Origin of the sequence: Actinopolymorpha pittospori (genome assembly GCF_014873875.1) — a bacterium.
Classification (GTDB): domain Bacteria; phylum Actinomycetota; class Actinomycetes; order Propionibacteriales; family Actinopolymorphaceae; genus Actinopolymorpha; species Actinopolymorpha pittospori.
On the sequence record NZ_JADBEM010000001.1, the window covers coordinates 4,168,488 to 4,189,726 of the forward strand.

The window sequence follows — 21,239 nt, forward strand, 5'->3', positions numbered from 1 at the left end:
GCGAGTGACGGACGTTACAGCCGGCGGTGCTTCGGCGACGGGTTCGAGGCGAGCGCGAGGGCTCCCAGCGCGGACCAGGTGCTTCGTGGCCGAGTCCGCGCCGGGAGCCATGAGCCCAGGACCCCGGGAGCCCTACTGCATCAGGTCGACGACCTCCTCGGCGCTCAGCCGACCGCGCGACGGGTCGGCGGCGGCCGCCCGGACGACGCCCTGTGTCTTCATCGCGGCGACTCGACCGCCGGCCGCGGCGGACTCGGGCGGGTTCGGGGGCCGGCGCCAGTGCCAGTCGGTGCTCGCCTGGTACGCCGCCACCACGGACAGCAGGCGGTCCTCGCCGTACGGCATGCCGCCCAGGATCGTGCCGATCGGAACGCCGGCGGAGGTGAAGCCGATCGGGAACCCGATCTCCGGCAGGCCGAGGATGTCGAACGGCACCGGGTCCGTCTGCACCACCACGTCGCAGTGGTCGAAGATCTGGTCCAGCACCCGCTCCAGCAGAAGGAGCTTCGCCCGTTGCCCGGTGAGGAACTCGTTCCCGCCGAGCAACGCACCCTGCAGCCAGCCGGTGACCGAGACGCCGAAGTCACGCAGGTCGCCACGGAGGTACGGCATGAACGGCTCACTGCGCTCGGGCAGCCGTACGTTGTTGAACGCCGAGCCGGTGAGCAGCTCCCACTCGTCCGGGAACGGAACGTCGACCATGGTGGCGCCCGGAATCTCGGCCATGGTGGCCAGGAACGCCTGTCGCGCCTGCGCGGTGGCGGAGGTTCCACTCGTGTAGCCGGGCAGCACGCCGATCCGGGTCTTCCAACGCAACTTCGCCTTGCCGCGGTTGGTGATCGGGGTCGCCGCGGTGATGAGGTTGGGCACCTTGGGCAGCCCCTGCGTACGCGGATCCGCCGGATCGGGTCCGGCCATCGCGGTCATCATGATGGCCGCGTCCTTCGCGTCGCGGGCGAGCGTGCCCGGGTGGTCGCGGGTGTAGCTGAGCGGGATGATGCCGTGCAGGGAGACCCGGCCCATCGTCGGCTTGAGACCGGTGAGGTTCTGCGCGTTCGACGGTGCGGTGATGGAGCCGCCCGTCTGCGTACCCGTTCCCGAGGTGGCCATCCGCCCCGCGACCGAGGTCGCGGTGCCGGTCGAGGAGCCACCGGGGTCGACGCCTGGATCGGTGGGCGTCCAGGCGTTGACCGTCGTGACGACGCCCGCCGGTGTGGTTGCCCGCGTGGTGGCGAGCGGTCCCATCTGCGTCTTGCCCAGCACGATCGCGCCGTTCGCCTTGAGCCTGGCGACCGGGGTCGCGTCGAACGGTGCCACGAAGTCCTGGAAGATGTAGGAGTTCGCGGTGGTCAGCACACCTTCGGTGTAGTAGTTGTCCTTGATGGCAAGGGGAATCCCGTGCAGCGCACCGCGACGCGGTGTCTTGCCGGCGGTGCGCGCGTTCTGCAGGGCCGCACTGGCGAGGACGACGTTGAAGGCCTGGTACGTCGCGTCGTAGGCGCCGATCCGTTCGAGATAGGCCTCGACAAGCTGCTCCGCAGTGAGCTTGCGCGCCCTGAGCGTCCAGGCCGCCTCGGCGAGAGTCAGCTCCGTAGGGTCCGCCATCGCCTCGGGGCGCGGCCGTACGTAGGCGTTCGGGTTGTCCAACGCGGGGTTCTGCGCGCCGCGACCCGCCGGAGCGAACCTGGTCGCGGCGGTGGCGGTCGCGGTGGTCGCGGTGGTCGCCGCGCTGGCCGCCGACGGCAGCGCCACGGCACCTATCGCTCCGGCCGCGGTCAGCGCCGCGGAACGGGCGAGGAACGCGCGCCGGTCGATCGTGCGGTCGATGGGTTCGATCGTCATGACTGCCGCCATTCGGTGCTGATGGACGGGTAGAGCATCGGCGCCGGCTGCTGCGAGAGAGCCTTCGCCAGATCCGCGTCGGCGTCGGCGGGTGCCGGCAACTGGTAGGCCGCGAGCGTGCCGACAGTGCCGCGTACGAACGAACGCAGCGAGGCGAGTACGGAGTCGCGACCGGGTGAACCCGTCTCCGGGTCGGCGGCGGTGCCGGGCGGAAGCTGGTCGAGGTCGATTCCCAGGGACGCGAGTCGAGCGCGGATCGCGACGTCCAACTCGGCATCGGTAGGTGGGGTGGGTGCCATGGCTCTCCTCGGCGGAGCAGGAATGATCCACCACTGTCCGGCCGAACCGTGTCGAACGTGTATCCACGACATCAAGCGGTCATGAACCGGCCCATTTCGGCCAGCTGGTTGGTGCTTCCGCGCGGAGCGCGGACGGCCCGCGGACCGTTTATGCACCTGCGCTCGCGAGGCCGCGTGGATAGGCTGCGCGCACCTGTCCGACGACCCGGAGGTGGGGAGATGGCGTTGCGATCCGCGCTGATGGTGGCACCTGCTTCGACGCGGGAGTCGACCACGCAGGGCTGACGCCTGCCCCGATCGGGTTCCTGAGGCAACTCACCCGACACGTCGCCTTCGGACGCCTGCCGTCCGCGGGTTTCTTCTCGCGCCGTCGAAGCATCCAGGGCACCGGCTTTCCGGTCGCCCTTCTTCGCCGTGCCCTGGGCTGCCGAGCTTCCTCCGGCACGCCCCGGCCGGATTCCCCGGATCTTCTTCGCTCGAGGAGTCTCCAGATGTGCCCGTCGTGCGCGTAGTACTCGACGCCCGCTCTTGCCCGCTTCCTCACCCAGGCGGTGGAGGACGAACTCTCCGAACGCTCCGAACACCCCCGGCACTCGCAGCGGAACCTCGCCCGCCAGGTGCGTGTGCTGAGTGAGGCCTACCGCTCGGGTCCGCGTGATCGGCCGATCCTGCGGACCCGCCAGGACGTCGCGGCCTACGCGGTCTACCGGATGCCGGCCACCTACGCCGCGACGCGGTCGGTACTGCTGCGCACCGTCGAGACTGTGCCCGACTTCCGTCCGCAGACCCTCCTCGACCTCGGAGGAGGAACCGGCGCGTCGTTGTGGGCGGCCGCCGACGTCGTCGACACCCTTCGTACGGCGGTCGTCCTCGACCACCTGCGAGAGGCACTCACCCTCGGACGGCGGCTCGCCGCGCGGTGCCCACGCGCCGTCGTCTGCAACGCCACCTGGTGCGAGCAGACGATCACGTCCGGCACGGCCGTACCCGTGGCCGACCTGGTCACCGTCGCCTACGCCTCGGTGAACTCGATCCCCGAACCCGTCAGGCCCTGGTGGCCACGGCGGCCGGCGTGGTGGCGGCGACCGGCACGGGCGGAACTGTCGTCGTCGTGGAACCCGGTACGCCGCAGGGGTTCCGCCGCGTCCTGGACGCCCGCGGGCACCTCGTCGCTGCCGGGCTGAGCATCGTCGCGCCGTGCCCGCACGACGGCACGTGTCCGCTGTCGAGCCGGGACGACTGGTGTCATGTCGGCGTACGACTCGACCGGTCGGCACTGCACCGGCGGGTGAAGGACGGCTCGCGAGGATTCGAGGACCAGAAGGTGTCGTACGTCGTCGCGACCTCGCTTCGGGCCAGCCCGGCGAGGGCGCGGGTGGTCCGAAGGCCCCGTCCCCGCAAGGGGCTCGTCACGCTGCCGCTGTGCACCCGGGACGACGGCCTTCGAGAGACGACCGTGTCGAAGCGTGACTCCTCGTCGTACCGCGCCGCGCGCGACACCGGCTGGGGCGATCCCTGGCCACCGCCGCCGCCCAGTCCGAGCCGACGCTGAGCCGGTAGCCGAGCCCGGACCGGCAGGGTCAGCCTGCCGGTCCAGGGCTGGACGATCGCCGCGAGCGGTGTGCGGGTCTGGCCGTCCGCGGACACTGTCCGCGACGGTTCGTCGTGCTTGTGATTGGCTTCACGTACTCCGGGACGACTGGTCGAGGTCTCCCGGCGACGCGACCCTCGTCGGAAGGGGATGCGAGTGAACGGCTACCCAGCGCAGGAGATGCTCGAACGGGCGAAGGAATGGGCCAGCGGCGACGACCGGATCTCGGCGGCCCTCGTGTACGGCTCGGTCGCCACCGGGCGGGCGGATGAATGGTCCGACCTGGACCTGCTGGTCGTGACGGCGGGTGACCGGGAGGAGGTGTGGGCGGAGCGTCAGCAGATCGCCGACCGGGTCCTCGGCGGCGAGGGGTGTGTATGGGCGGGGGAGGTGTCCCACCAACGCCCCTATCGGTACGCCGCCTACCGTGCGGATGCCGCCCAGCTGGACCTGACGATGGACGACGGCCGTGCGAAACCGTGGCGGGGACTCGCCGACGGGTTCGTGGCGATCCTCGACCGCGACGACATCGTCGCGAAGCTGCGAGCGGACTTCGAGGGTTGGAAACCTCTCGAACCAGACGTCGAAGTGAGCGACGGTGCCACCTGGGTGTGGCTGAAGTACCTCGCCGGCCGGTTGCGTCGCGGGCAACACTGGATGGTGCGGTGCGGACTCGTGAGCCTGGCGTACGAGCGCATCGTGCCCCTCCTCGGAGTGAGCCCGAACGCCGTCGAGACCGCGCTGCCGGCCGAGCTGCGCACCAGGCTTCACGGTGCGATTGCCGTCCGACGCGGAGGTCGGCGAACTGACCCGAGCGCTCCGAGCGACGGCCGAACTGTACGTCGACGCGCTCGACCTCTGGTCCCGGCGAACCGGGCTGGCCCGACCGGTCCATCCGCTGGCGCCCGCGATCCTGGACCGCATCGGCAGGCTGTGATCGGCGCGACCGGCGCGATCGGGTGCGATCGGGCGCGTCAGCCGATATCGGGTGGCCCGAGCACGAGGAGCCCCGCTAGTTTGCGGACCATGCCATGGGATCGCGATTCCCTGATCGCGGCGGTCGCCGCGGAGGGGCGGGATGTCGACCTCTCGGACGCGGTGCGCAGGTCCGGCTGGGAGAGCGTCGTCCTGGAGACGAGAGACGGTTGGATCCTGCGGTTTCCGCGCCCGCACGTGGCGTTCGAACGCGAGGTCGCGCTCCTCCGCCGGATCGCGGGTCGGCTGCCGGCGCGCACACCCGTCATCGTGTGGACGGGTGAACGGACGAAGTTCGCGGCCTACCGGAAGCTGAACGGCTGCGTGTTCGACGTCGAGGCCTACCGTCGTGCGCCTTCCCATCAACGCGATCGGCTCGCGCGTTCCCTCGCCGGCTTCCTCGTGGCGATGCACGCCGTCCTCACACCGGGGGAGATCGCCGAGCTCGGGATCCCTGGCGGCGGGGACTCCGACGACGCGCAGATTCTCGACCGGCTCGATCGGGTGCCCAGAGTCGTCCGCCACGACGTCGAAACTCTGCTGGCCGAGATCGCCGCCCTGCGACGCGAGCGTGCCGAGCTTGGGCGCCCGGTCGTACTCCACGACGACTTTCACTTCGGGAACGTCGTCCTCGACGGGCCGGTCGGCTACCTCGTCGGTGTGTGGGACTTCTCCTGCGTTCGAATGGGTGACCCCAGCGAGGACCTGCGGTACCTCGCCGGCGGCCCGGTCGACCTGCTGGATCGAGTCGCCCACGCGTACGAGCAACTCAGCGGTCGACACGTCGACACCCGCGTCGCCACCATGGCGCACCGACACGAGGTCGTCTCCGACGCGCTGGACCTCGACGAACCGGAGACCCTCGTCGATGTCGTCACGCGCTGGCGGGTGGCCGATGCTTGCGCATCCTGACCGCGAGGACCCGAGGCGCGGACCTCGGCAGGATCGATCCACGTGACGTCCCGGTCGGCGAGCACGAGTCAGGAGCGCCCCTTCTACGCCCAGTACGCCTGGGCCTACGACCATCTGATCGATGACTCGCCGGAGCCGTGGGCCGCGGCGGTCCACGACCGGCTCGTTCGTGCCGGGTTCCCGCGTGCCGCCGTGCTCGACGCCGGATGCGGTACCGGTCGTCACGCCGCCGCGCTGGCCGCGAGAGGGCATGAGGTCGATCTCGCCGACGCGTCGAAGGAACTGCTCCGGCAGGCGGCCCTGCGTTGCCCGTCCGCACGGGCCCTGCACGTGGATCTCTGTTCGTTTCGGCCGGAGTCCCTCTACCAGGCAGTCGTCTGTAGAGGTGTGCTCAACGACATGACCACCGACGACGAGCGAGACGCCGTACTCCGCGCGTTCGCGGCCAGCCTGCGCGCGGGAGGCCTGGTGGTGCTGGACGTGCGGGAGGAGGCCGGGTCCAGGGGCCGCGCGAACGGGACTCCGCACCGTCGGACCGTGGATCTGCACGGCCGAGGGCGGCTGACGTTCACCAGTACCAGCACCTGGAACGCGGACCTCCTGCTGGTCCGGGAGGAGTACGAGCTCGACCTGGACGGAGAACCCTCGCGGCAGTCGACGTACGAGTTCGCCATGCGGCCCTGGAGCGGGACCGAACTGCGCCAGCGACTGGCTCGGGCCGGCTTCACCGACGTCGAGATCGCACCCGGTGTTGGGCGAAGGACCGACGACCGGTTGTTCGTCACCGCGGCACGCGCCTGAGGAGACGCGCCCGCAGAACCGGTGCGCGGAACCGGCAGGAAAGGTAGGGCGTTCCGACCTCGCCACCAGCCGCCAGCACCGGGTAGGTTGCGCTCCACCATGTCGAGGGAGGGCGACGTTCGTGGCCGAGAGTAACGAGAACGACGCGCGGTGGATGGCGCGACGCCAGCGGAGCTGGCGAGTGCGGCGCGAGGCGGAGTTCGCCCGGGCGGGGATGTCGGAGCAGTCGTCGGCGAATCCGCGGCTGCACCACAACCCCTACGTACGAACCCTGCTGTACGGCGCCTTGGTGTGTGCCGGTCTGGGGCTGATCGCCGCCCTCGGCGGAAGCGGTGGAGGGGGGCTGTGGGCCATGGCCGCCCTGTTCTTCCTGGCATGGCTGGCCGTCAGCGCGATCCTGTGGCGGCCACCGAGCTAGCCCGCGTCGCCGGCCCGCCTCACCAGCCCGGCTCACCAACTCGCGTTCGCGTCCGCTACGGTCGCGTGCTCATGGCCGCAGACGACTCCATCGCACGCACCGAGCAGCGCGTGCGGGACGCCCACCAGGTTCTCGCCGAGCTTGGTCTCCTGGATCGCTGGCGACGCTACGGTGACCCGGTCCTGTGCGGCTCGGTCGCCTACGGCCTCGTCGTGGAGCCGGACATCGATCTGGAGATCTTCACCGACGAGCCGTCGATCGACGACGGGTTCGAACTCCTGCACGAGATCGCGAAGGTACCGGGCGTCGCGAGGTGCGCCTTCACCAACGGGCTGGCCGGGCCCGACCAGGGCCTCTACTGGCGAATCGTCTACGACCGTGAAGGCGTGCGCTGGAACATCGACAACTGGTTGCTCGCCCGCGACCATCCGGGGCCACTCAGCGCGTGGCTGGTCGAACCGATGCTGGCCGCGCTGACCCCGTCGACGCGGGAAGCCGTTCTCGAGATCAAGGAAGCGGCGTACGAGAGAAGCGAACCAGTACAGGGGATCTGGGTCTACCGTGCGGTGCTGGAGGAAGGGCTGCGGGGGTACGCCGCGTTCCGGGAGTGGCATCGAACCGTCGACACGGACGCGCTCACCGACTGGACCCCGCGCTGAACACGCACTGACTCCGCACTGTCTCTGTCGTGCGTCGCACCGGCTCTGTCGGACGCGGAAATGTCGACGGCCATCCCGGACCCGACACCGATCCCGCCCTTGTGCGGGGGGCTCGCACGCGGGCGGGATCGATGTCGAGGTCCGGGATGGCCGGAGGAGATCCAAACGGGATCTCAGTCGACGAGCTGTTCACGCGGCGATGTTCACGCGTTGCGAACGGTCGCGAGCGCCTTGCTCCACGAGACAACCTGGTCGAGCGTGGTGGTCACCGCGTCGGCCTGGTGCGGGCCAGGGGTGAACTGGCTGAAGTTCTGGAAGTCGGTGAACAGCGACAGGGCGACCTGCGAACGCACGTCGGCGACCTGGAGCTCACCCATGATGAGGCGCAGGTGCTCGACCGCACGGGTACCACCGACGGAGCCGTAGCTGACGAAGCCGGCCGCCTTGTTGTTCCACTCCGCGAAGAGGAAGTCGATCGCGTTCTTCAGCGCGCCGGACGTGGAGTGGTTGTACTCCGGGGTGACGAAGACGAAGCCGTCGAACGACGCGATCTTCTCGGCCCACGCCTTGGTGTGCGGCTGGGAGTACTGACCCATCGACGGCGGGATCGCCTCGTCGAGGTGGGGCAGCTTGTACTCGGCGATGTCGACAAGCTCGTACTCGGCGTCGCTGCGCTGCTTCGCGATGTCGTACACCCAGTTGGCGACGGCCTCGCCGTTGCGGCCCGGGCGGGTGCTGCCGAGGATGATCGCGATTCTGGTCATGGAACTACTCCTAGGGGGTGGCCCGGCGGTCGGAGTTGCCTGGGCAGGGGTTGCGGTCGAGGATCGGCTCGACTCAGGGGGTGACTGGCGGAAGTCCTTCGGCGCGTTCCGGCGGAACAGCCGGTCTAGCCACCGGGCCGTCACCGGGTGCTCCCGCCCGCGTCGGACGGCCGAGGGGCAGCACCCGTCGCTCGTTCTGGTGTCACGTCAACAAACCGTACGGCCAGGCTGCTGTCACGTCAACATAAGTCGGGTGTCACGTCAACAAACTCGTCCGCGGCCGACTCTGAGCGTGATTCACCTGACATTCGAGGGGCCCCGGGAAGCCGACGGCGAGCCACTGGTGATGCGGGCGGCCACGACCCTGGATCATGACCATCGGGTCCTTTGCCGACGTATCCCCGCAATCGCGGTTGATGATGCGTCAACATTAGACGTAGGATGTGCTCATGGACGAACCGCGGTGGCTCAACGAGCAGGAGGCGCGCGTCTGGCGGAGCTACATCCACCTGAAGCGCGATCTGTCGAGTCTGCTCGAGCGGCAGATGCTGCGGGACGACGGCCTGTCCGCCGCCGAGTTCGCGCTTCTGGTGCCGCTGTCGGAGTCCGAGGACGGCGTCCTGCGGGCGCGAGACCTCGGTCTCGCGGTGGGCTGGGAGCGCAGCCGGCTCTCGCACCAGGTCAGCCGGATGGAGAAGCGTGGCCTGCTCGTCCGGGAGAACTGCGACGAGGACGCCCGTGGCTCCATGGTGCGACTGACCGACGCTGGGAGGGCGGCCATCGTCGCCGCCGCGCCGGCGCACGTCGAGGCCGTTCGTCGCTATTTCTTCGACGTCCTGACCCAGGATGATCTCCAGGCACTGGAAGCCATCTTCGAGCGAGTCCTCGCAGGCCTCCCGAAGGCGCTCGCCGAGGAGTGCCGCGAAGAAGACTGAGGGGAGCCCCCTTCCGCATCGCATCCGATGCTGCGGGCTAATAAGTGACACGACATAGATGTTGTGTAATGTATCTGTCATGGTCAACGTTCCCGCCCCTGTCGCGGACCCCATCGCGGACCCCATCGCAGGGATCTCGGTCCTCAGCACCGGAACGGTCGCGATCCGTCCCGAGCACGTCGAAGCGACGCGCAAGCCGATGTACTGGTGGCTGCTCACGTCGAGGCGATGGACCTCACCGCGGCCCGTCAACGTCTACGTCATCGAGCATCGGGCCGGCCTCGTCCTCTTCGACACCGGCCAGGACCGCGCGTCGGTGACGAATCCGGACTACTTTCCCGGCGGTGTCACCGGCGTGATGTACGACCGGCTGGCCCGCTTTCGGATCGACGCCACTGACACCCTCACCGCCCGGCTCGCGACGATCGGCCACGACGTCGCCGACGTCCACACCGCGGTGATCTCCCACCTGCACCAGGACCACATCGGTGGCCTGCGTGAGCTGACCGAGGCCGAACTCCTGGTCAGTCGTCGCGAGTGGGAGACACTCGGGAAGCCCGCGCCGGAGCTACGGGGACTGCTGCGCTCACACATCGACATCCCCGGACTGCGGTGGCGCCGCATCGACGTGGAACCTCCCCGAACCCCGGGCGGCGACGTCGAACACTGGCCGGACGGGATCCCCACGGGGCACGACCTCTTTGGTGACGGCAGTCTGGTGCTGCTGTCCACCCCTGGTCACACGCCGGGTTCGATGTCGCTGCTGGTGCGCCGTCCCCACCGGCCGCCGCTGCTCATGGTCGGCGATCTGACGTACGACGCGCATCTGGTACAAGCCGGCCGCGTCCCCGGTGTCGGAAGCAGGCGGCAGTTGCGTGCGACCACGGCGCGGGTCAACGAACTGCGGCGACGCCACCCTGACCTGGTGATCCTGCCGGCTCACGACCCGGAGGCGGCGGCCCGGCTGGCGGCCGCGACCGCTACCTTCAGCCCTGAAGGAGGGAGCCTTCCCCCATGCGTCCGGCTGAAGAACTCCGGTTTCTCATCCTCGCCGCGCAGCGCGAAGGAAACCGGATGCTCGCCCGCGCCCTGCACCCGTTGGGCATCACGCCCTCCCAGGCCGAGGTGGTCCGGCTGCTGCAGGAACGCCAGCCGCTCACCCTGTCCGGCCTTGGCGATCTGCTCGTCTGCGAGAGCGGCAACAGTCCCAGCCGGCTGGTCGATCGCCTCGTCTCGATCGGGCTCGTACGCCGCGAGGTCGCGGCGCACGACCGTCGGCACGTCGAGTTGTCCCTCACCGAGGACGGCGTTCGGATCGCGCGACAGGTTTCCGAGGTCGAGGAGGAGCTCTACCGGACCGTCGACGCGGCCGTGGGGGAGTACGACCTGACGCAGGTCGCGGGGTTCCTCCGGGCGTTCGTGGCCGACCTGCCGGCCGGACAGGCGCTCGCCCGCCGGACGTCGGACGACGCACCCTAAGTCGTGTCCTGTGGATCATGGCCGGTTCGCGTGCCCCCGCTCACCACTCGACCATGATCCGCAGGACACGCCTAGCCCGGCAGCGACGTCCCGGTGAGATCCCTCAGGCGGTCGGGCGCCGTTACTCGGAACGGGCGCCGACGCCGAGCGGATCGAGTTCGGCCGGCGTCGCGTCGTCATGGTCGGTCGAGCGGCTGAGCTCCTCGACGGACGCGTCGCTCGTCGCGAGTGCATCGGCGGCGGCCTTGGCGACGGTCAGCGCGTCGGAGCCGAGCAGGATGCGGACCGGCGGGTCGTCCATCTCGACGATCCTGCGCACGGCCTGTGCGACCTTCGCGGGATCTCCGGCCGCCCGGGCGGCGATGTTCCCGACGATGCCGGCCAGGACGCCGATGGTCGGTGCGTAGGCGTTGGAGAGGGGGGCGACCGTCATGGAGCTGCCTGCCCAGTCCGTACGCATGCCGCCGGGTTCGATCGCGGTGACCTTGATCCCGAGTGGTGCGACCTCCTGGGCGAGCACCTCGCTGAAGCCGCTCACGGCCCACTTGGACATCTGGTACGGGGCAAGACCCGGGGTGGTGGCCCGCCCGCCGACCGAGGAGACGTTGATGATCCGGCCCTGACCCTGTCGGCGTAGAACGGGCAGGGCCGCCTTGGTGACGTTGACGACCCCGAAGAGGTTGGTCTCGACCTGGGCGCGGAAGTCCTCCTCGGTCGTGTCCTCGACGGAGGCCAGGTTGGCGTATCCCGCGTTGTTGACGACGACGTCGATCCGGCCGAATGTCCGGACCGCCTCCTCGACGGCCCTGCGTGCGGCCGCCGCGTCGGCCACGTCGAGCCGGATCGGCAGGACGGCCTCTCCGTATGTCCGGACGAGGTCGTCGAGACGTCCCTCGTCGCGCGCGGTGGCGGCGACCCGGCCGCCGGCCCGCAGTGCTCCCTCGATGATCGCTCGGCCGAGGCCGCGTGCGCTTCCGGTGACGAACCACACCTTGTTGGTCATTGGGACTCCTTCTCAATCTCTAGAGACCATCGGTCTGTTATGGGAGAAGCTAACAGACCGGCGGTCTGATGACAAGAGACCGGAGGTCTGTAGACTCCCCGTCATGACCTCCTTCCAGCGCGCACGCAGCGACGAGCAGCGAGAGGTACGTCGGCGGGCGATCCTCGACACCGCGGCGGCGATGCTGGCGGAGATGTCCGTGGCGCAGGTCAGCCTCAACGAGCTGAGCCGGCGGGTGGGTCTCGCGAAGTCGAACGTGCTCCGCTACTTCGAGTCCCGCGAGGCGGTGCTCTTCGAACTCGCCAACGCCAAGTCGCGGGAGTGGCTGGACGACCTCGACGCGACGCTGGCCGTCGCGATCGACGCCGACGCGCCGCCTTCGGAGCGGGGCGACCAGTTGGCCCGGGCGCTCGCGACCTCGTTGGCGGACCACCCGGTGTTGTGCGACCTGATCAGCTCCCAGGCCGCCGTACTCGAACGCAACGTTTCGCGCGAGGCCGCCGCGAAGTACAAGCAGGACAGCATCGGGCACGTCACGAGACTCGCCGAACTGGTCCGCCAGAGGGTGCCCGAGTTGGGCGAGCGCGACGCGCTTCGGTTCACCGCGGCGTTCATGCTCACCGCGGGGGCGATGTGGACACATTCGCATCCGACCGCCGCCGTGATCGCCGCCTACGAGGCCGACCCGTCACTCGCGGTCTGGCGGCTCGACTTCACCAAGAGCCTGTGCGAGATGTCCGAGGTGGTGATCTCGGGACTGCTCGCCCGCCAGTCGCGCTGACAGGCACACCTGCCCGCTGACGGTGGGACGGGACAAACCTGGCCAGCGCACACGGTTGCGACCCCGACGACTCCTTGACGATCATCGTTGGGGAGTCCTGGTTCGCAGCCGGTTTTCTCTACCGGTGTCTTGGTTGGCTACGAGGCCGGACGTCTTCGGACGTCCTGGGGGTTGCCGTGAAGGACACGAGGGTGCGAAGCGTCGTCGGTCAGGCCGTGAGCCGGCGAAGTCTGTTGCGGTTGTCAGGCGCGGGTGCGGGTGCCCTCGCGCTGCCGGCGCTGTGGGCGAGTGGGGACTCGGTCGCGCAGGCCGCGGTCGCGGACGCGATGGAGGCACCGGACCTGCTGCGCCGCGGCGCCTTCCCGATCGGCTTCTGGTGGCCGCCACCTCCGCAGGAGACGACCGTGGCGCGGTACGCGGAGATCGCCGAAGCTGGATTCACCTTTGTCACCGGCGGAAACGGCGTTCAGGACGGTGCTGCCAACGAGGCGATGCTGACGGCCGCCGCCGCCAACGATCTCGCCGCTGTCGTCATCGACACCCGCATCAGCGGTATCGCGAACTATCCACCGGAGCAGTGGTCGTCGGTCGTCGCCTCGACCCTGGCAGACTACGAGCACTCCTCGGCGTTCTCCGGAATCAACATTCAGGACGAGCCGAACGCCGGCATGTTCGCGCAGATCGGTACGGTCACGGAGCTGCTGCGGGACCTGCGGCCGGACCTGCTGCCCTACGTCAACCTGTTTCCCACCTACGCGAACGCGGAGCAGTTGGGAACCCCGACCTATCAGGACTACCTCGACCGCTACGTCGGCGACGTCGATCCCGCCTTCCTCTCCTTCGACCACTACGCGTTGTTCAAGCCGAGTGGGGTGCGCGACGACTACTTCTACAACTGGGTTCTCGTTCGGGACAAGGCGCTCCGGACGGGTCTGCCCTCCTGGGTCTTCATCCAGGCGTGCGAGCACCTCGCCTACCGGCTGCCCACGGAGGCCGAACTCCGCTGGCAGATCAACGTCAGTCTCGCCTATGGCTGCAAGGGGATTCAGTACTTCACGTACTGGACGCCCGAGCCGCCGGAGGTGTTCCAGCACGCGTTGATCTCCAGGGAGGGTGAACGAACGCCTCTCTACGATGCCGCAGCGCGTATCAACAACGACTACCTGCGTCCGGTGGGCCGACAGCTTCTCCCGCTCACCTCCGAGTCGGTCACGCACTTCGGTGAGGCCGCACCGCCGATGGGCGTCGAGATCTTCCATGGTGACTCGTGGGTCTCCTCGGCCAGCGGGAGTGCGGTGATCCTGGGCCGCTTCTTCGATCGTCCCGCGCAGCGACTGCGGTGGCTCCTGGTCGCCAACAGGTCCTTCGACTCGACGGCGAGTACGTCACTCACCCTCGGGCCCGAGGTCGTCCGGGCGTACGAGTTCGACATCAGTGGCAGATACCTGCCAAGGCGGTTGGACGGACCGCCCGCGGGTCAGGTGCTTCCGGTGACGTTGGAGCCTGGTGCGGCTCGACTTTTCCGACTGCATGGAGCCTGACGTCCCGCACGCGCTGACGCGAGGCGAATGCCCATGGCGTCGGGGGTGGGCGGGGCTGGTCATTCGGTTCGCCAACGCAGTAAAGGGGATCGTACCGACGCGGTCGCGGGCGCTCCACGAGCGTCGCTCAGCGAGAGGTCGGCGGTCAGGACGCTTCCGCCCATGGCGGCTTCCACGAGTGACCTGTCAATCGTGAGTAGCTGGAGCTTGGCCCGGCGTACCCCGGTCCATCCGTCCGCGCCGGCCTGGCCCCAGTTCAGGTAGAGAAAGCGCTCGCCCTTGCGGCCCTGCACGTAGGGTCCACGGAAGTCCAGGCCGTCCGGGCCATCGATCACGTCGACGGTGAGCTCGAACTTCGCACTGTCCTCCTGTGTGGAGACGATGTCGATACCTCCTTTCTTCGGCTGATGCCGAGCTGGGGTACGCCGTGCTCGGCGCACCATGCCGTCGGCATGTCGTGTCCGAGGATGCGGATCGGTATCTCGACCATGGCGAGCTCCTTTCGCTGTGGACGGCGAGACAAGCTTCGGTTGCCATGCGTACGGCGTCAACGCCTCCGCGTGAGCGCTGCCGGGAGTGGACCTCGGGCCTCGAGTGCGGGTCGCTAGGCTGGCCGGCATGGTGGCTGCTCCTGGAACGGTTGTCGATCTGCTCTCCCGATACCAACCACAGGGCGCGGCGGAGATCGCCGACCTGGCCCGGATTCGGGCGTTGGTGGAGGCGGAGCCTGACCCGTGGAGACGCTCCATCCCCTTGCACGTGACCGCATCCGCCCTGGTCGTCCACCCCGACAGTGGCAGGGTTCTGTTGCGCTGGCACGAGCGACTCCAGGCGTGGTTGCAGGTCGGGGGCCACGGAGATCCCGGTGAGATCGATCCGCTCGGTGTCGCGCTGCGGGAGGGACGCGAGGAAACCGGGCTCACGGATCTCACGCCGTGGCCGGACGAGGCGCTCCTCCACGTGGTGATCGTCCCGGTGCCCGCCAAGGGCGACGAGCCCGCCCACGAGCACGCGGATCTGCGGTTCGTGATGGCCACATCCGATCCCGTCGCGGTCCGTCCGGAGAAGCCCGACGCCCCGCTGCGCTGGCTCAGCTTGCCCGAGGCGCACGAGGTCACCACCGAGGCGAACCTTCGCGAGACGTTGTTTCGAGCCGGGAGCCTGTTCCCGGCGGACTGAACCGGGCGGAATGAACCCGGCTGGCTGAACCGAGGCGCCGCTGCTCCCCGCCGGTTCAGGGTCGGCGTACCAGCGTCCGGTCGTCGGGTCGGATGATGGCCTGGTACGGGTCGACCCATGGCGGCGGGAGGTATTCGGGGTGCCCGTCGCTGCTCATGCGGACGGTCCAGCCTTGGGTGTGGATGACGGTGTGGTGGTATTGGCAGAGGAGGACGCCGTTGTTGAGGTCGGTTGCTCCGCCGTCTACCCAGTGTTTTATGTGATGCGCTTCGGTCCATTTCTCGGGTCGTCTGCAGTCGGGGAAGTGGCAGAAGTAGCCGTCCCGCTCGGCGAGGGCGTGTCGCTGGGAGGAGGTGAACAGGCGAGTGCCTCTGCCGAGGTCGAGGACGGCCCCGTCACCACCGAGCACCACGGGGATGATCTCCGCGTCACACGCCAACTGTCGCACCAAGGTGGCTGACATCGGCGGCCCGGTGATCCGGTAGCCGATCAGGGTCTGTCCGCCGCGCCCGTCTGTTGTGCCGCCACCGTTCAAGCCGCCGCCGGCTCCGGCGTGGGTCTTCACGTGCAGGTGCGCGGGGCCGGAGTCGGTGAGCACGGAGTTGAGAGTGCCGTAGCCGAGCCTGGCCACGAGGTCGGCCAGGGACATTGTCAGGGTGAGGCGCGGCCTGATGCTGCCGCGGGTGGGTGCGTTCGCTGCCGCCTGCGCGACACCGAGGAACTCGGCGAAGGCGTCTGCATAACGCCGTTCGCTGCTGCGCAGGTCCGGCCCGTCAGGACCGCTGGGACGAGGGCGAGCCAGCGGATCCAGCAGCGCCTACAGGATCGCGAGAGTGGGCACGTCCAGGCGCACGAACATGGTGCCCATCCCGTCCCGCACGGGCCCGAAGCTGAGGGTCCTGCTCTCCCGAGCCCGGCGCTCCTGTTCCTCCAACTGCTTTCCGATCCGACGCTCGGCATCCTCCGGTGCGACCAGTACCACCTCATACAGATGCTTCCCGGCCCTGTCCAAGTCATCGACATCAAGATCCTGAGCGCTGTCCAGGAGGAACGCTTCCGCCTCCGCCCGTACGGCGGCGTCGACGTCGTTGGGCAACCGTCGGATCGCGCGTTCGATCACCTGCGCCTGACCCAACGAAATCTCACCCTCGGAAAGCGCGCAACCGGTCGCTCGGATCGTCTGGTCCAGCGCTTTCGCGAGCCGGACCGACACCGACGCCTCGCGCCGCCCCATCCGCGTCACCTGTTGCACCCACCCCGCGGTATTCGCAGCACCGCTCAGCTTCCTGACCTCGTTCAGCTCGCCCTGCCGCGTCAGAGACAACCGCAACGATGCGAGCCTCGCCTCGCAGACAGCGATCTGCCGCAACGCCCCTTCGTATTGATCCAGCGGCAACGACAACGTTGGACACTCGATCGCCGCGTCAATACCCGCACCAACATCGGCAAGCCAACGCATCAACGGATGCGCGAAGCCCGCACCCCCGCTGCCAGCGCCGGTGTCCATGACCAAACCTAGACCCGACCACCGACAACAAACCCCGTAAAACAAAGGCATCCAGGTCAACTGACGAAACTCCTCCTGACAGTTCTTCGTCAGGTTCGAAGCTCCGCGAACGATGCGACGCAGGTTGCGCCATCACATTGACGAGGCTGGTCTCCGGAGAGCCCGCCCAGCCGCACTCTCCGCCCTCCGCCGCCGTCTGGGCGCATGTCCAGTGCTCAGGCTCTAACGGCCGGACGGGGACGCAGATTGGAGGAGTTCTCTCATTTGCGACGTAGCGGGCGGCCCGCGCCGGGGCCCAGAACCGCCGTCCGATCGGAGTCCGCCACACGCGACCCCGAGATGTCACATCGGGACTTCGCATATCGTCATCTGGGTATGAGCGCAGGTGTTCGACGTTGGATTCTGGTCGTCCTGGCGTTGACGGCAGCCTTTGTCGGGGTGTGGGCGGCGTTCGTTCGCGCCTGTGTCGTGGTACGCATCGTTTCCCGGGCCGGCCCACCACTGGCTTCTGGTCCTCGGCCCCTATAACGAGCACCTGGCACGTGACACCGGCGGCCTCTATCTGGCGCTCCTGGTGTTGAGTGTGGGGAGTGCGCTTCGGCCGGCCAACGACTTCCAGGTACGGCTCGCGGGTGCCACCTGGCTTGCCTTCAGCATTCCGCATCACGCCTACCACAGCGCTCATCTCGACATGTATCACGGCGCGGACTGGATCCTGAACGTGATCGCTCTGGGCGGAACGGTCGTGTTGGCCGCACTGCTCCTGCTGCCTGTCCGCACGAAGCGAGTGCACTGATGCGGCCGACCCGGACGGTCGCCCTCCTACGCCACGACGAAGCCGAGGCCATGGACGGAGCATGAGAACCGAAGCGGAACTCGCGGAGGCGTACGAGCAGGCACGGCCACGACTGCTGCGGATCGCCTACGTCGTCCTCGGTAGCTACACCGAGGCGGAGGATGTCGTTTCCGACTGCTGGCTGCGTCTCGCCGAGGCGAACGCCCGCGAGCCCGTCCTCGACGTCGAAGCCTGGGCAACAGTCGCCGTCGTTCGCAGGGCCCAGGACGTCCTGAGGTCGGCGCGAGTACGCAGGGAGAGGTACGTCGGGCCGTGGCTCCCGGAGCCGGTGGTCGGCGACGCGCTCCATCCCCGGCACCTGGGTTCGGTTGATCCGGCTGACCGGGTCACCCTCGACGACACGGTGAGCTTCGCTCTGCTGGTGGTGCTCGAGACCCTGAGCCCCGCCGAACGCACCGCCTGGGTGCTGCACGACCTGTTCGGCATGGAGTTCAGTGAGATAGCCCGGGTCGTCGGCCGGTCCAGCGCCGCGGTTCGCCAGCTCGCCACGCGTGCCCGTCGGCATGTCGCCGCCGGCGCACCCCGGATCGACGTCGACGCCGCCGAACACGAGGCGACAGTCGCCGCGTTCACCCGCGCGGCGGCCGGGGGAGATCTCGCCGACCTGCTGGCGGTGCTCGATCCAGATGTGACCCTGACCAGCGACGGCGGAGGCAAGGTCACCGCCGCACGGCGGCCTGTCCATGGGGCCGACCGTGTCGCCCGCTTCCTGCTCGGTGCCACCCGTAAGCTCGGGCCGGACGAGCGGGTCGTACCCCTCGACGTGAACGGCGCCCGCGGCCTGGCCGTGGCTCGCGGTGAGACGGTCACCGCCGTCGTCTCTCTCACCGTGTGGGAAGGGCGCATCACCCGCATCGACCTGGTCATGGCACCCGACAAGCTGGTCCACCTTCGAGTACGGGTCTGAGTCGTCGGGACCGACCCGTCCCGCGCTACCGGGCTGTGATCAGATCCGCTCGCTCGACGGCGATGCCGGCGAACAGGTCGTCCTCCGGCACGTCCGTGCGGACGCGGGACACGGCGAGGTGGTAGTCCTCGGTCGGCCAGGTCAGCTGTTCGAGGGAGAGCGGACAGGCGAGCGCGGGGCCGTTCGGGTCCACCTGGGTTCGGTGGGCGAGCTGTGCCTGTCGCCGGATCGGGAAGTAGTCGGCGCACTCGACCCGGGTGGTGCTCACCCAGGTGGCCTGGGAATCGTCCCACTCGCGAAGGACCTCACCGGCCGGAGAATCCAGTCCTGACTCGGTCATCGCCTGGTGGATGGCCGTGAAGTACGCCTTGCTGAAGGCGGTGATGTAGTACAGCTTGGAAGGTTGCCACGGGTCACCGGCGCCGGGGTGTCGGCTCGCGTCGCCCGCCGCGGCGAACGCCTCCACCGCGACGCGGTGGGTCATGACGTGATCGGGATGCGGATAACCACCATGGGTGTCGTACGTCACGAGGACGTGTGGGCGGAACTCCCGGATGGCATGGACGAGCGGGCGCGCGGCGACGACGGGGTCCTGCGCCGCGAACGATCCCTCGGGTGGTGCGGTGCCCTGGCCGAACAGGCCGGAGTCGAGGAAGCCGAGGAAGCGCTGGCGGATGCCGAGGATCTCGCGGGCGCGGTCCATCTCCTCGCGGCGCAGCCGCGGCAGCTCCCGTCGGACCCCCGGTCTGTCCATGGCCGGGTTGAGGATGTCGCCGCGTTCGCCTCCCGTCATGGTGCACACGAGCACGTCGGCACCTTCGGCGACGTACTTCGCCATCGTCGCCGCACCCTTGCTGGACTCGTCGTCGGGGTGCGCGTGCACGGCCATCAGACGCTGTCCGGAACGGCGTGGTGCTTCGGTCATGGGGTCTCCCATCAGGCGTGCATCCGTGCGGCGACTGGTTCCTTCGATGAAGTTAGGCTTAACCTAATGAATATGTCAAACCTAAAGATGGGTTGGACCTAAATCATCGAGTAGGCTGCGGGCATGGGTTCGACACTTCGCGAGCGGAAGAAGCAGCAGACGCGTCAGGAGATCTCAGACGTCGCGACCAGGCTGTTCATCGAACGCGGCTTCGACGCCGTGACGATCGCGCAGATCGCGGCCGCCGCCGACGTCGCCAAGATGACGGTGACCAACCACTTCCCGCGCAAGGAGGACCTCGTCCTCGACCTGCACGAGGCGATGGTTCGCTGGCCCGCGGAGACCGTCGCCAACCGTGCGGCTGGTCAGTCCGCCCTGGGCGCACTCCGGGAGGCCCACTTCGCCGCGCTCGAACGCCGGGACGCGCTGCTCGGGTTCTCCGGCCCGTCGTTCGCGGGTCTCGTCCTCGGCAGTCCCACGTTGGTGGCGCGGCTTCGGGAGATCGACGAGCAGCGCGAGCAAACCCTCGCCGAGGTCCTCGCCGGCGAGGGGACGTTCGCTGGCCAACCTGGCGGTGACCCGCCGCCGCTCCTAGTGGCCGCCCAACTGAACGCGACCCACCGCGTGCTCTTCCAGGAGGTACTCCGCCGTACCGCGGAGGGGGAGTCCGACGACCAGATCGCCGGTGGTCTCGAACCGCTGGCCAGGCAGGCGTTCGACCTGCTCGAGCCCGCGCTCGGTTGGCACGCCGTGCGCCAGTAACTGCATGGCGTGACCCCGGCCGGACGTGGCAGGCTACGCCACCGTGCGGATCCCTGAACTCAAGATCGTCGCGATCGAGCTGGACGACGAGGCTGGACTTCGAGCCTGGTACGACGCCAACGCGGCCGGGCTCGCGGCAGGTCGGGTCGACGCGACGAACGCCACCTTCCAGGAGACGCTGGTCGCCTACCAACGTCCCTCGGCTCACCAGCGGAACGAGGTCTTCGCGGCCCTGGACGGCGACGGCGTGGTGGGCACCGGAAACCTCGCGCTCCCGTTGCGGGAGAACCAACGCCTCGCGCTGTTCCACGTCGTGGTCGAGCCCGAGCACCGCGGCGCAGGTGTCGGGTCCGCGCTGTATGAGTACGTCGAGGAGCGGGCGCGCACCGAGGGCCGCACCAGCCTCCTGACCGACATCTACCTGCCAGAAGGCGTCGAGCCCGCCGACTGGCCCGGGATCTCCTTCGCCACCCGGCGGGGTTTCAGCCTGCGCAACACCGAGCTTCGCCGACAGTCACGGCTCCCGGCCGACGACGCCCGCCTCGCCGCGCTCGCGACGAAGGCGGCCGAGCGTGCCTCGGCCTACCGGCTGGAGTCGTGGACCGGCGCCTGCCCCGAGCCGTACGCCGAGCAGTACGCGCGGTTCAGAGGCCTGCTGAGTGTCGAGGCGCCGAGCGGTGGCGTCGAGTACGAGCCGGAGATCTGGGATGTCGAGCGGCTGCGCGAGGACGAGGCCAGAACCTTCGGGCGGGGCCGGACCCTGCACGTCACCGTCGCCGTCGCACCGGACGGGTCGCTGGCCGGGCACACGGCGTTGCGGGTGTCCCAGCACGATCCGAGCCGGGCCTACCAGGCGGACACCCTGGTCCTGCCCGACCACCGCGGCCACCGGCTCGGCCTCGCGCTCAAGGTCACCAACCTGCGGATCCTGCAGGAACGTCATCCCGAGGTCGCCCGGATCGAGACCTGGAACGCCGTCCAGAACGGCCCCATGGTGGCGATCAACGAGGAGCTCGGGTTCCGGATCGTGGAGAGCGTTCAGGACTGGCAGCGCGACCTCTGATCCGCGACCTCTGATCCGCGCGATCCCTGATCCGCGTCTG

Annotated in this window: 19 protein-coding genes and 3 pseudogenes; 15 read left to right on the forward strand and 7 right to left on the reverse strand. The window is 68.9% G+C overall.

Annotated features, from left to right (window positions below; translation table 11 throughout):
- Positions 1 to 132 precede the first annotated feature (132 nt).
- Together HEB94_RS19725 and HEB94_RS19730 are read right to left on the reverse strand one after the other, a co-directional pair.
- A complete protein-coding gene (locus HEB94_RS19725; RefSeq protein WP_238361577.1) occupies positions 133 to 1,842 on the reverse strand; it encodes an amidase in 1,710 nt (569 codons plus the stop codon).
- Positions 1,839 to 2,141 carry a hypothetical protein gene (locus HEB94_RS19730; protein WP_192751262.1) on the reverse strand — a complete coding sequence of 101 codons (303 nt, stop codon included), beginning with the start codon at positions 2,139 to 2,141 and terminating at the stop codon, positions 1,839 to 1,841. Before HEB94_RS19730 ends, HEB94_RS19725 begins: the two co-directional genes overlap by 4 nt.
- Before the next feature lie 710 nt (positions 2,142 to 2,851).
- On the opposite strand from HEB94_RS19730, the pseudogene HEB94_RS54645 reads away from it, so the two are divergent.
- From HEB94_RS54645 to HEB94_RS19760, 5 genes and pseudogenes are all read left to right on the forward strand, one after another.
- A pseudogene (locus HEB94_RS54645) lies at positions 2,852 to 3,693 on the forward strand (small ribosomal subunit Rsm22 family protein).
- 195 nt (positions 3,694 to 3,888) lie between these two features.
- Positions 3,889 to 5,619 carry a phosphotransferase gene (locus tag HEB94_RS19745; RefSeq protein ID WP_192751265.1) on the forward strand — a complete coding sequence of 577 codons (1,731 nt, stop codon included), beginning with the start codon at positions 3,889 to 3,891 and terminating at the stop codon, positions 5,617 to 5,619.
- Between the two features lie 42 nt (positions 5,620 to 5,661).
- On the forward strand, positions 5,662 to 6,420 hold the full coding sequence (locus HEB94_RS19750) for a methyltransferase domain-containing protein (RefSeq protein ID WP_192751266.1): 759 nt from the start codon (positions 5,662 to 5,664) through the stop codon (positions 6,418 to 6,420).
- 121 nt (positions 6,421 to 6,541) lie between these two features.
- On the forward strand, positions 6,542 to 6,838 hold the full coding sequence (locus HEB94_RS19755; RefSeq protein ID WP_192751267.1) for a hypothetical protein: 297 nt from the start codon (positions 6,542 to 6,544) through the stop codon (positions 6,836 to 6,838).
- A gap of 71 nt (positions 6,839 to 6,909) precedes the next feature.
- On the forward strand, positions 6,910 to 7,497 hold the full coding sequence (locus tag HEB94_RS19760) for a hypothetical protein (RefSeq protein WP_192751268.1): 588 nt from the start codon (positions 6,910 to 6,912) through the stop codon (positions 7,495 to 7,497).
- 203 nt (positions 7,498 to 7,700) lie between these two features.
- On the opposite strand, the gene HEB94_RS19765 is transcribed toward HEB94_RS19760, so the two are convergent.
- On the reverse strand, positions 7,701 to 8,261 hold the full coding sequence (locus HEB94_RS19765; protein ID WP_192751269.1) for an NADPH-dependent FMN reductase: 561 nt from the start codon (positions 8,259 to 8,261) through the stop codon (positions 7,701 to 7,703).
- Positions 8,262 to 8,710: 449 nt separating this feature from the next.
- Between HEB94_RS19765 and HEB94_RS19770 the strand changes: the two genes are divergently transcribed.
- From HEB94_RS19770 to HEB94_RS19780, 3 genes and pseudogenes are all read left to right on the forward strand, one after another.
- Entirely contained in the window at positions 8,711 to 9,196 is a 486-nt protein-coding gene (locus tag HEB94_RS19770) for a MarR family winged helix-turn-helix transcriptional regulator (RefSeq protein ID WP_192751270.1), read from the forward strand.
- A gap of 199 nt (positions 9,197 to 9,395) precedes the next feature.
- Positions 9,396 to 10,079, forward strand: a pseudogene (locus HEB94_RS19775) (MBL fold metallo-hydrolase); the annotation flags it as partial.
- Positions 10,080 to 10,210: 131 nt separating this feature from the next.
- Positions 10,211 to 10,675: a MarR family winged helix-turn-helix transcriptional regulator gene (locus HEB94_RS19780; RefSeq protein WP_192751271.1), complete on the forward strand. Its 465-nt coding sequence runs from the start codon at positions 10,211 to 10,213 to the stop codon at positions 10,673 to 10,675.
- A gap of 121 nt (positions 10,676 to 10,796) precedes the next feature.
- On the opposite strand, the gene HEB94_RS19785 is transcribed toward HEB94_RS19780, so the two are convergent.
- Positions 10,797 to 11,678: an SDR family NAD(P)-dependent oxidoreductase gene (locus HEB94_RS19785; protein WP_192751272.1), complete on the reverse strand. Its 882-nt coding sequence runs from the start codon at positions 11,676 to 11,678 to the stop codon at positions 10,797 to 10,799.
- Between the two features lie 103 nt (positions 11,679 to 11,781).
- Here HEB94_RS19785 and HEB94_RS19790 point away from each other — a divergent pair, with 103 nt between their 5' ends.
- The gene (locus HEB94_RS19790; protein ID WP_192751273.1) at positions 11,782 to 12,459 is read left to right on the forward strand and encodes a TetR/AcrR family transcriptional regulator; all 678 of its coding nucleotides are present in this window, start codon (positions 11,782 to 11,784) and stop codon (positions 12,457 to 12,459) included.
- Between the two features lie 191 nt (positions 12,460 to 12,650).
- Complete coding sequence (locus tag HEB94_RS19795; RefSeq protein ID WP_192751274.1) at positions 12,651 to 14,000, forward strand: hypothetical protein; 1,350 nt, start codon at positions 12,651 to 12,653, stop codon at positions 13,998 to 14,000.
- Between the two features lie 59 nt (positions 14,001 to 14,059).
- Here the strand turns inward: HEB94_RS19795 and HEB94_RS19800 are convergent, their stop codons facing one another.
- Positions 14,060 to 14,443 carry a DUF5990 family protein gene (locus tag HEB94_RS19800; RefSeq protein ID WP_192751275.1) on the reverse strand — a complete coding sequence of 128 codons (384 nt, stop codon included), beginning with the start codon at positions 14,441 to 14,443 and terminating at the stop codon, positions 14,060 to 14,062.
- A gap of 175 nt (positions 14,444 to 14,618) precedes the next feature.
- On the opposite strand from HEB94_RS19800, the gene HEB94_RS19805 reads away from it, so the two are divergent.
- The gene (locus tag HEB94_RS19805) at positions 14,619 to 15,179 is read left to right on the forward strand and encodes an NUDIX hydrolase (RefSeq protein WP_192751276.1); all 561 of its coding nucleotides are present in this window, start codon (positions 14,619 to 14,621) and stop codon (positions 15,177 to 15,179) included.
- 55 nt (positions 15,180 to 15,234) lie between these two features.
- Here HEB94_RS19805 and HEB94_RS50810 read toward each other — a convergent pair.
- Positions 15,235 to 16,737, reverse strand: a pseudogene (locus HEB94_RS50810) (HNH endonuclease signature motif containing protein).
- Positions 16,738 to 17,149: 412 nt separating this feature from the next.
- Here HEB94_RS50810 and HEB94_RS19820 point away from each other — a divergent pair.
- Entirely contained in the window at positions 17,150 to 17,482 is a 333-nt protein-coding gene (locus HEB94_RS19820) for a hypothetical protein (protein WP_192751278.1), read from the forward strand.
- 61 nt (positions 17,483 to 17,543) lie between these two features.
- Entirely contained in the window at positions 17,544 to 18,449 is a 906-nt protein-coding gene (sigJ, locus tag HEB94_RS19825) for an RNA polymerase sigma factor SigJ (protein ID WP_192751279.1), read from the forward strand.
- Between the two features lie 25 nt (positions 18,450 to 18,474).
- Here the strand turns inward: sigJ and mca are convergent, their stop codons facing one another.
- Positions 18,475 to 19,374 carry a mycothiol conjugate amidase Mca gene (gene mca, locus HEB94_RS19830; protein ID WP_202896445.1) on the reverse strand — a complete coding sequence of 300 codons (900 nt, stop codon included), beginning with the start codon at positions 19,372 to 19,374 and terminating at the stop codon, positions 18,475 to 18,477.
- A gap of 123 nt (positions 19,375 to 19,497) precedes the next feature.
- Here mca and HEB94_RS19835 point away from each other — a divergent pair, with 123 nt between their 5' ends.
- Entirely contained in the window at positions 19,498 to 20,136 is a 639-nt protein-coding gene (locus HEB94_RS19835) for a TetR/AcrR family transcriptional regulator (protein WP_192751280.1), read from the forward strand.
- A gap of 43 nt (positions 20,137 to 20,179) precedes the next feature.
- The gene (locus HEB94_RS19840; protein WP_337917818.1) at positions 20,180 to 21,199 is read left to right on the forward strand and encodes a GNAT family N-acetyltransferase; all 1,020 of its coding nucleotides are present in this window, start codon (positions 20,180 to 20,182) and stop codon (positions 21,197 to 21,199) included.
- Positions 21,200 to 21,239: the final 40 nt, after the last annotated feature.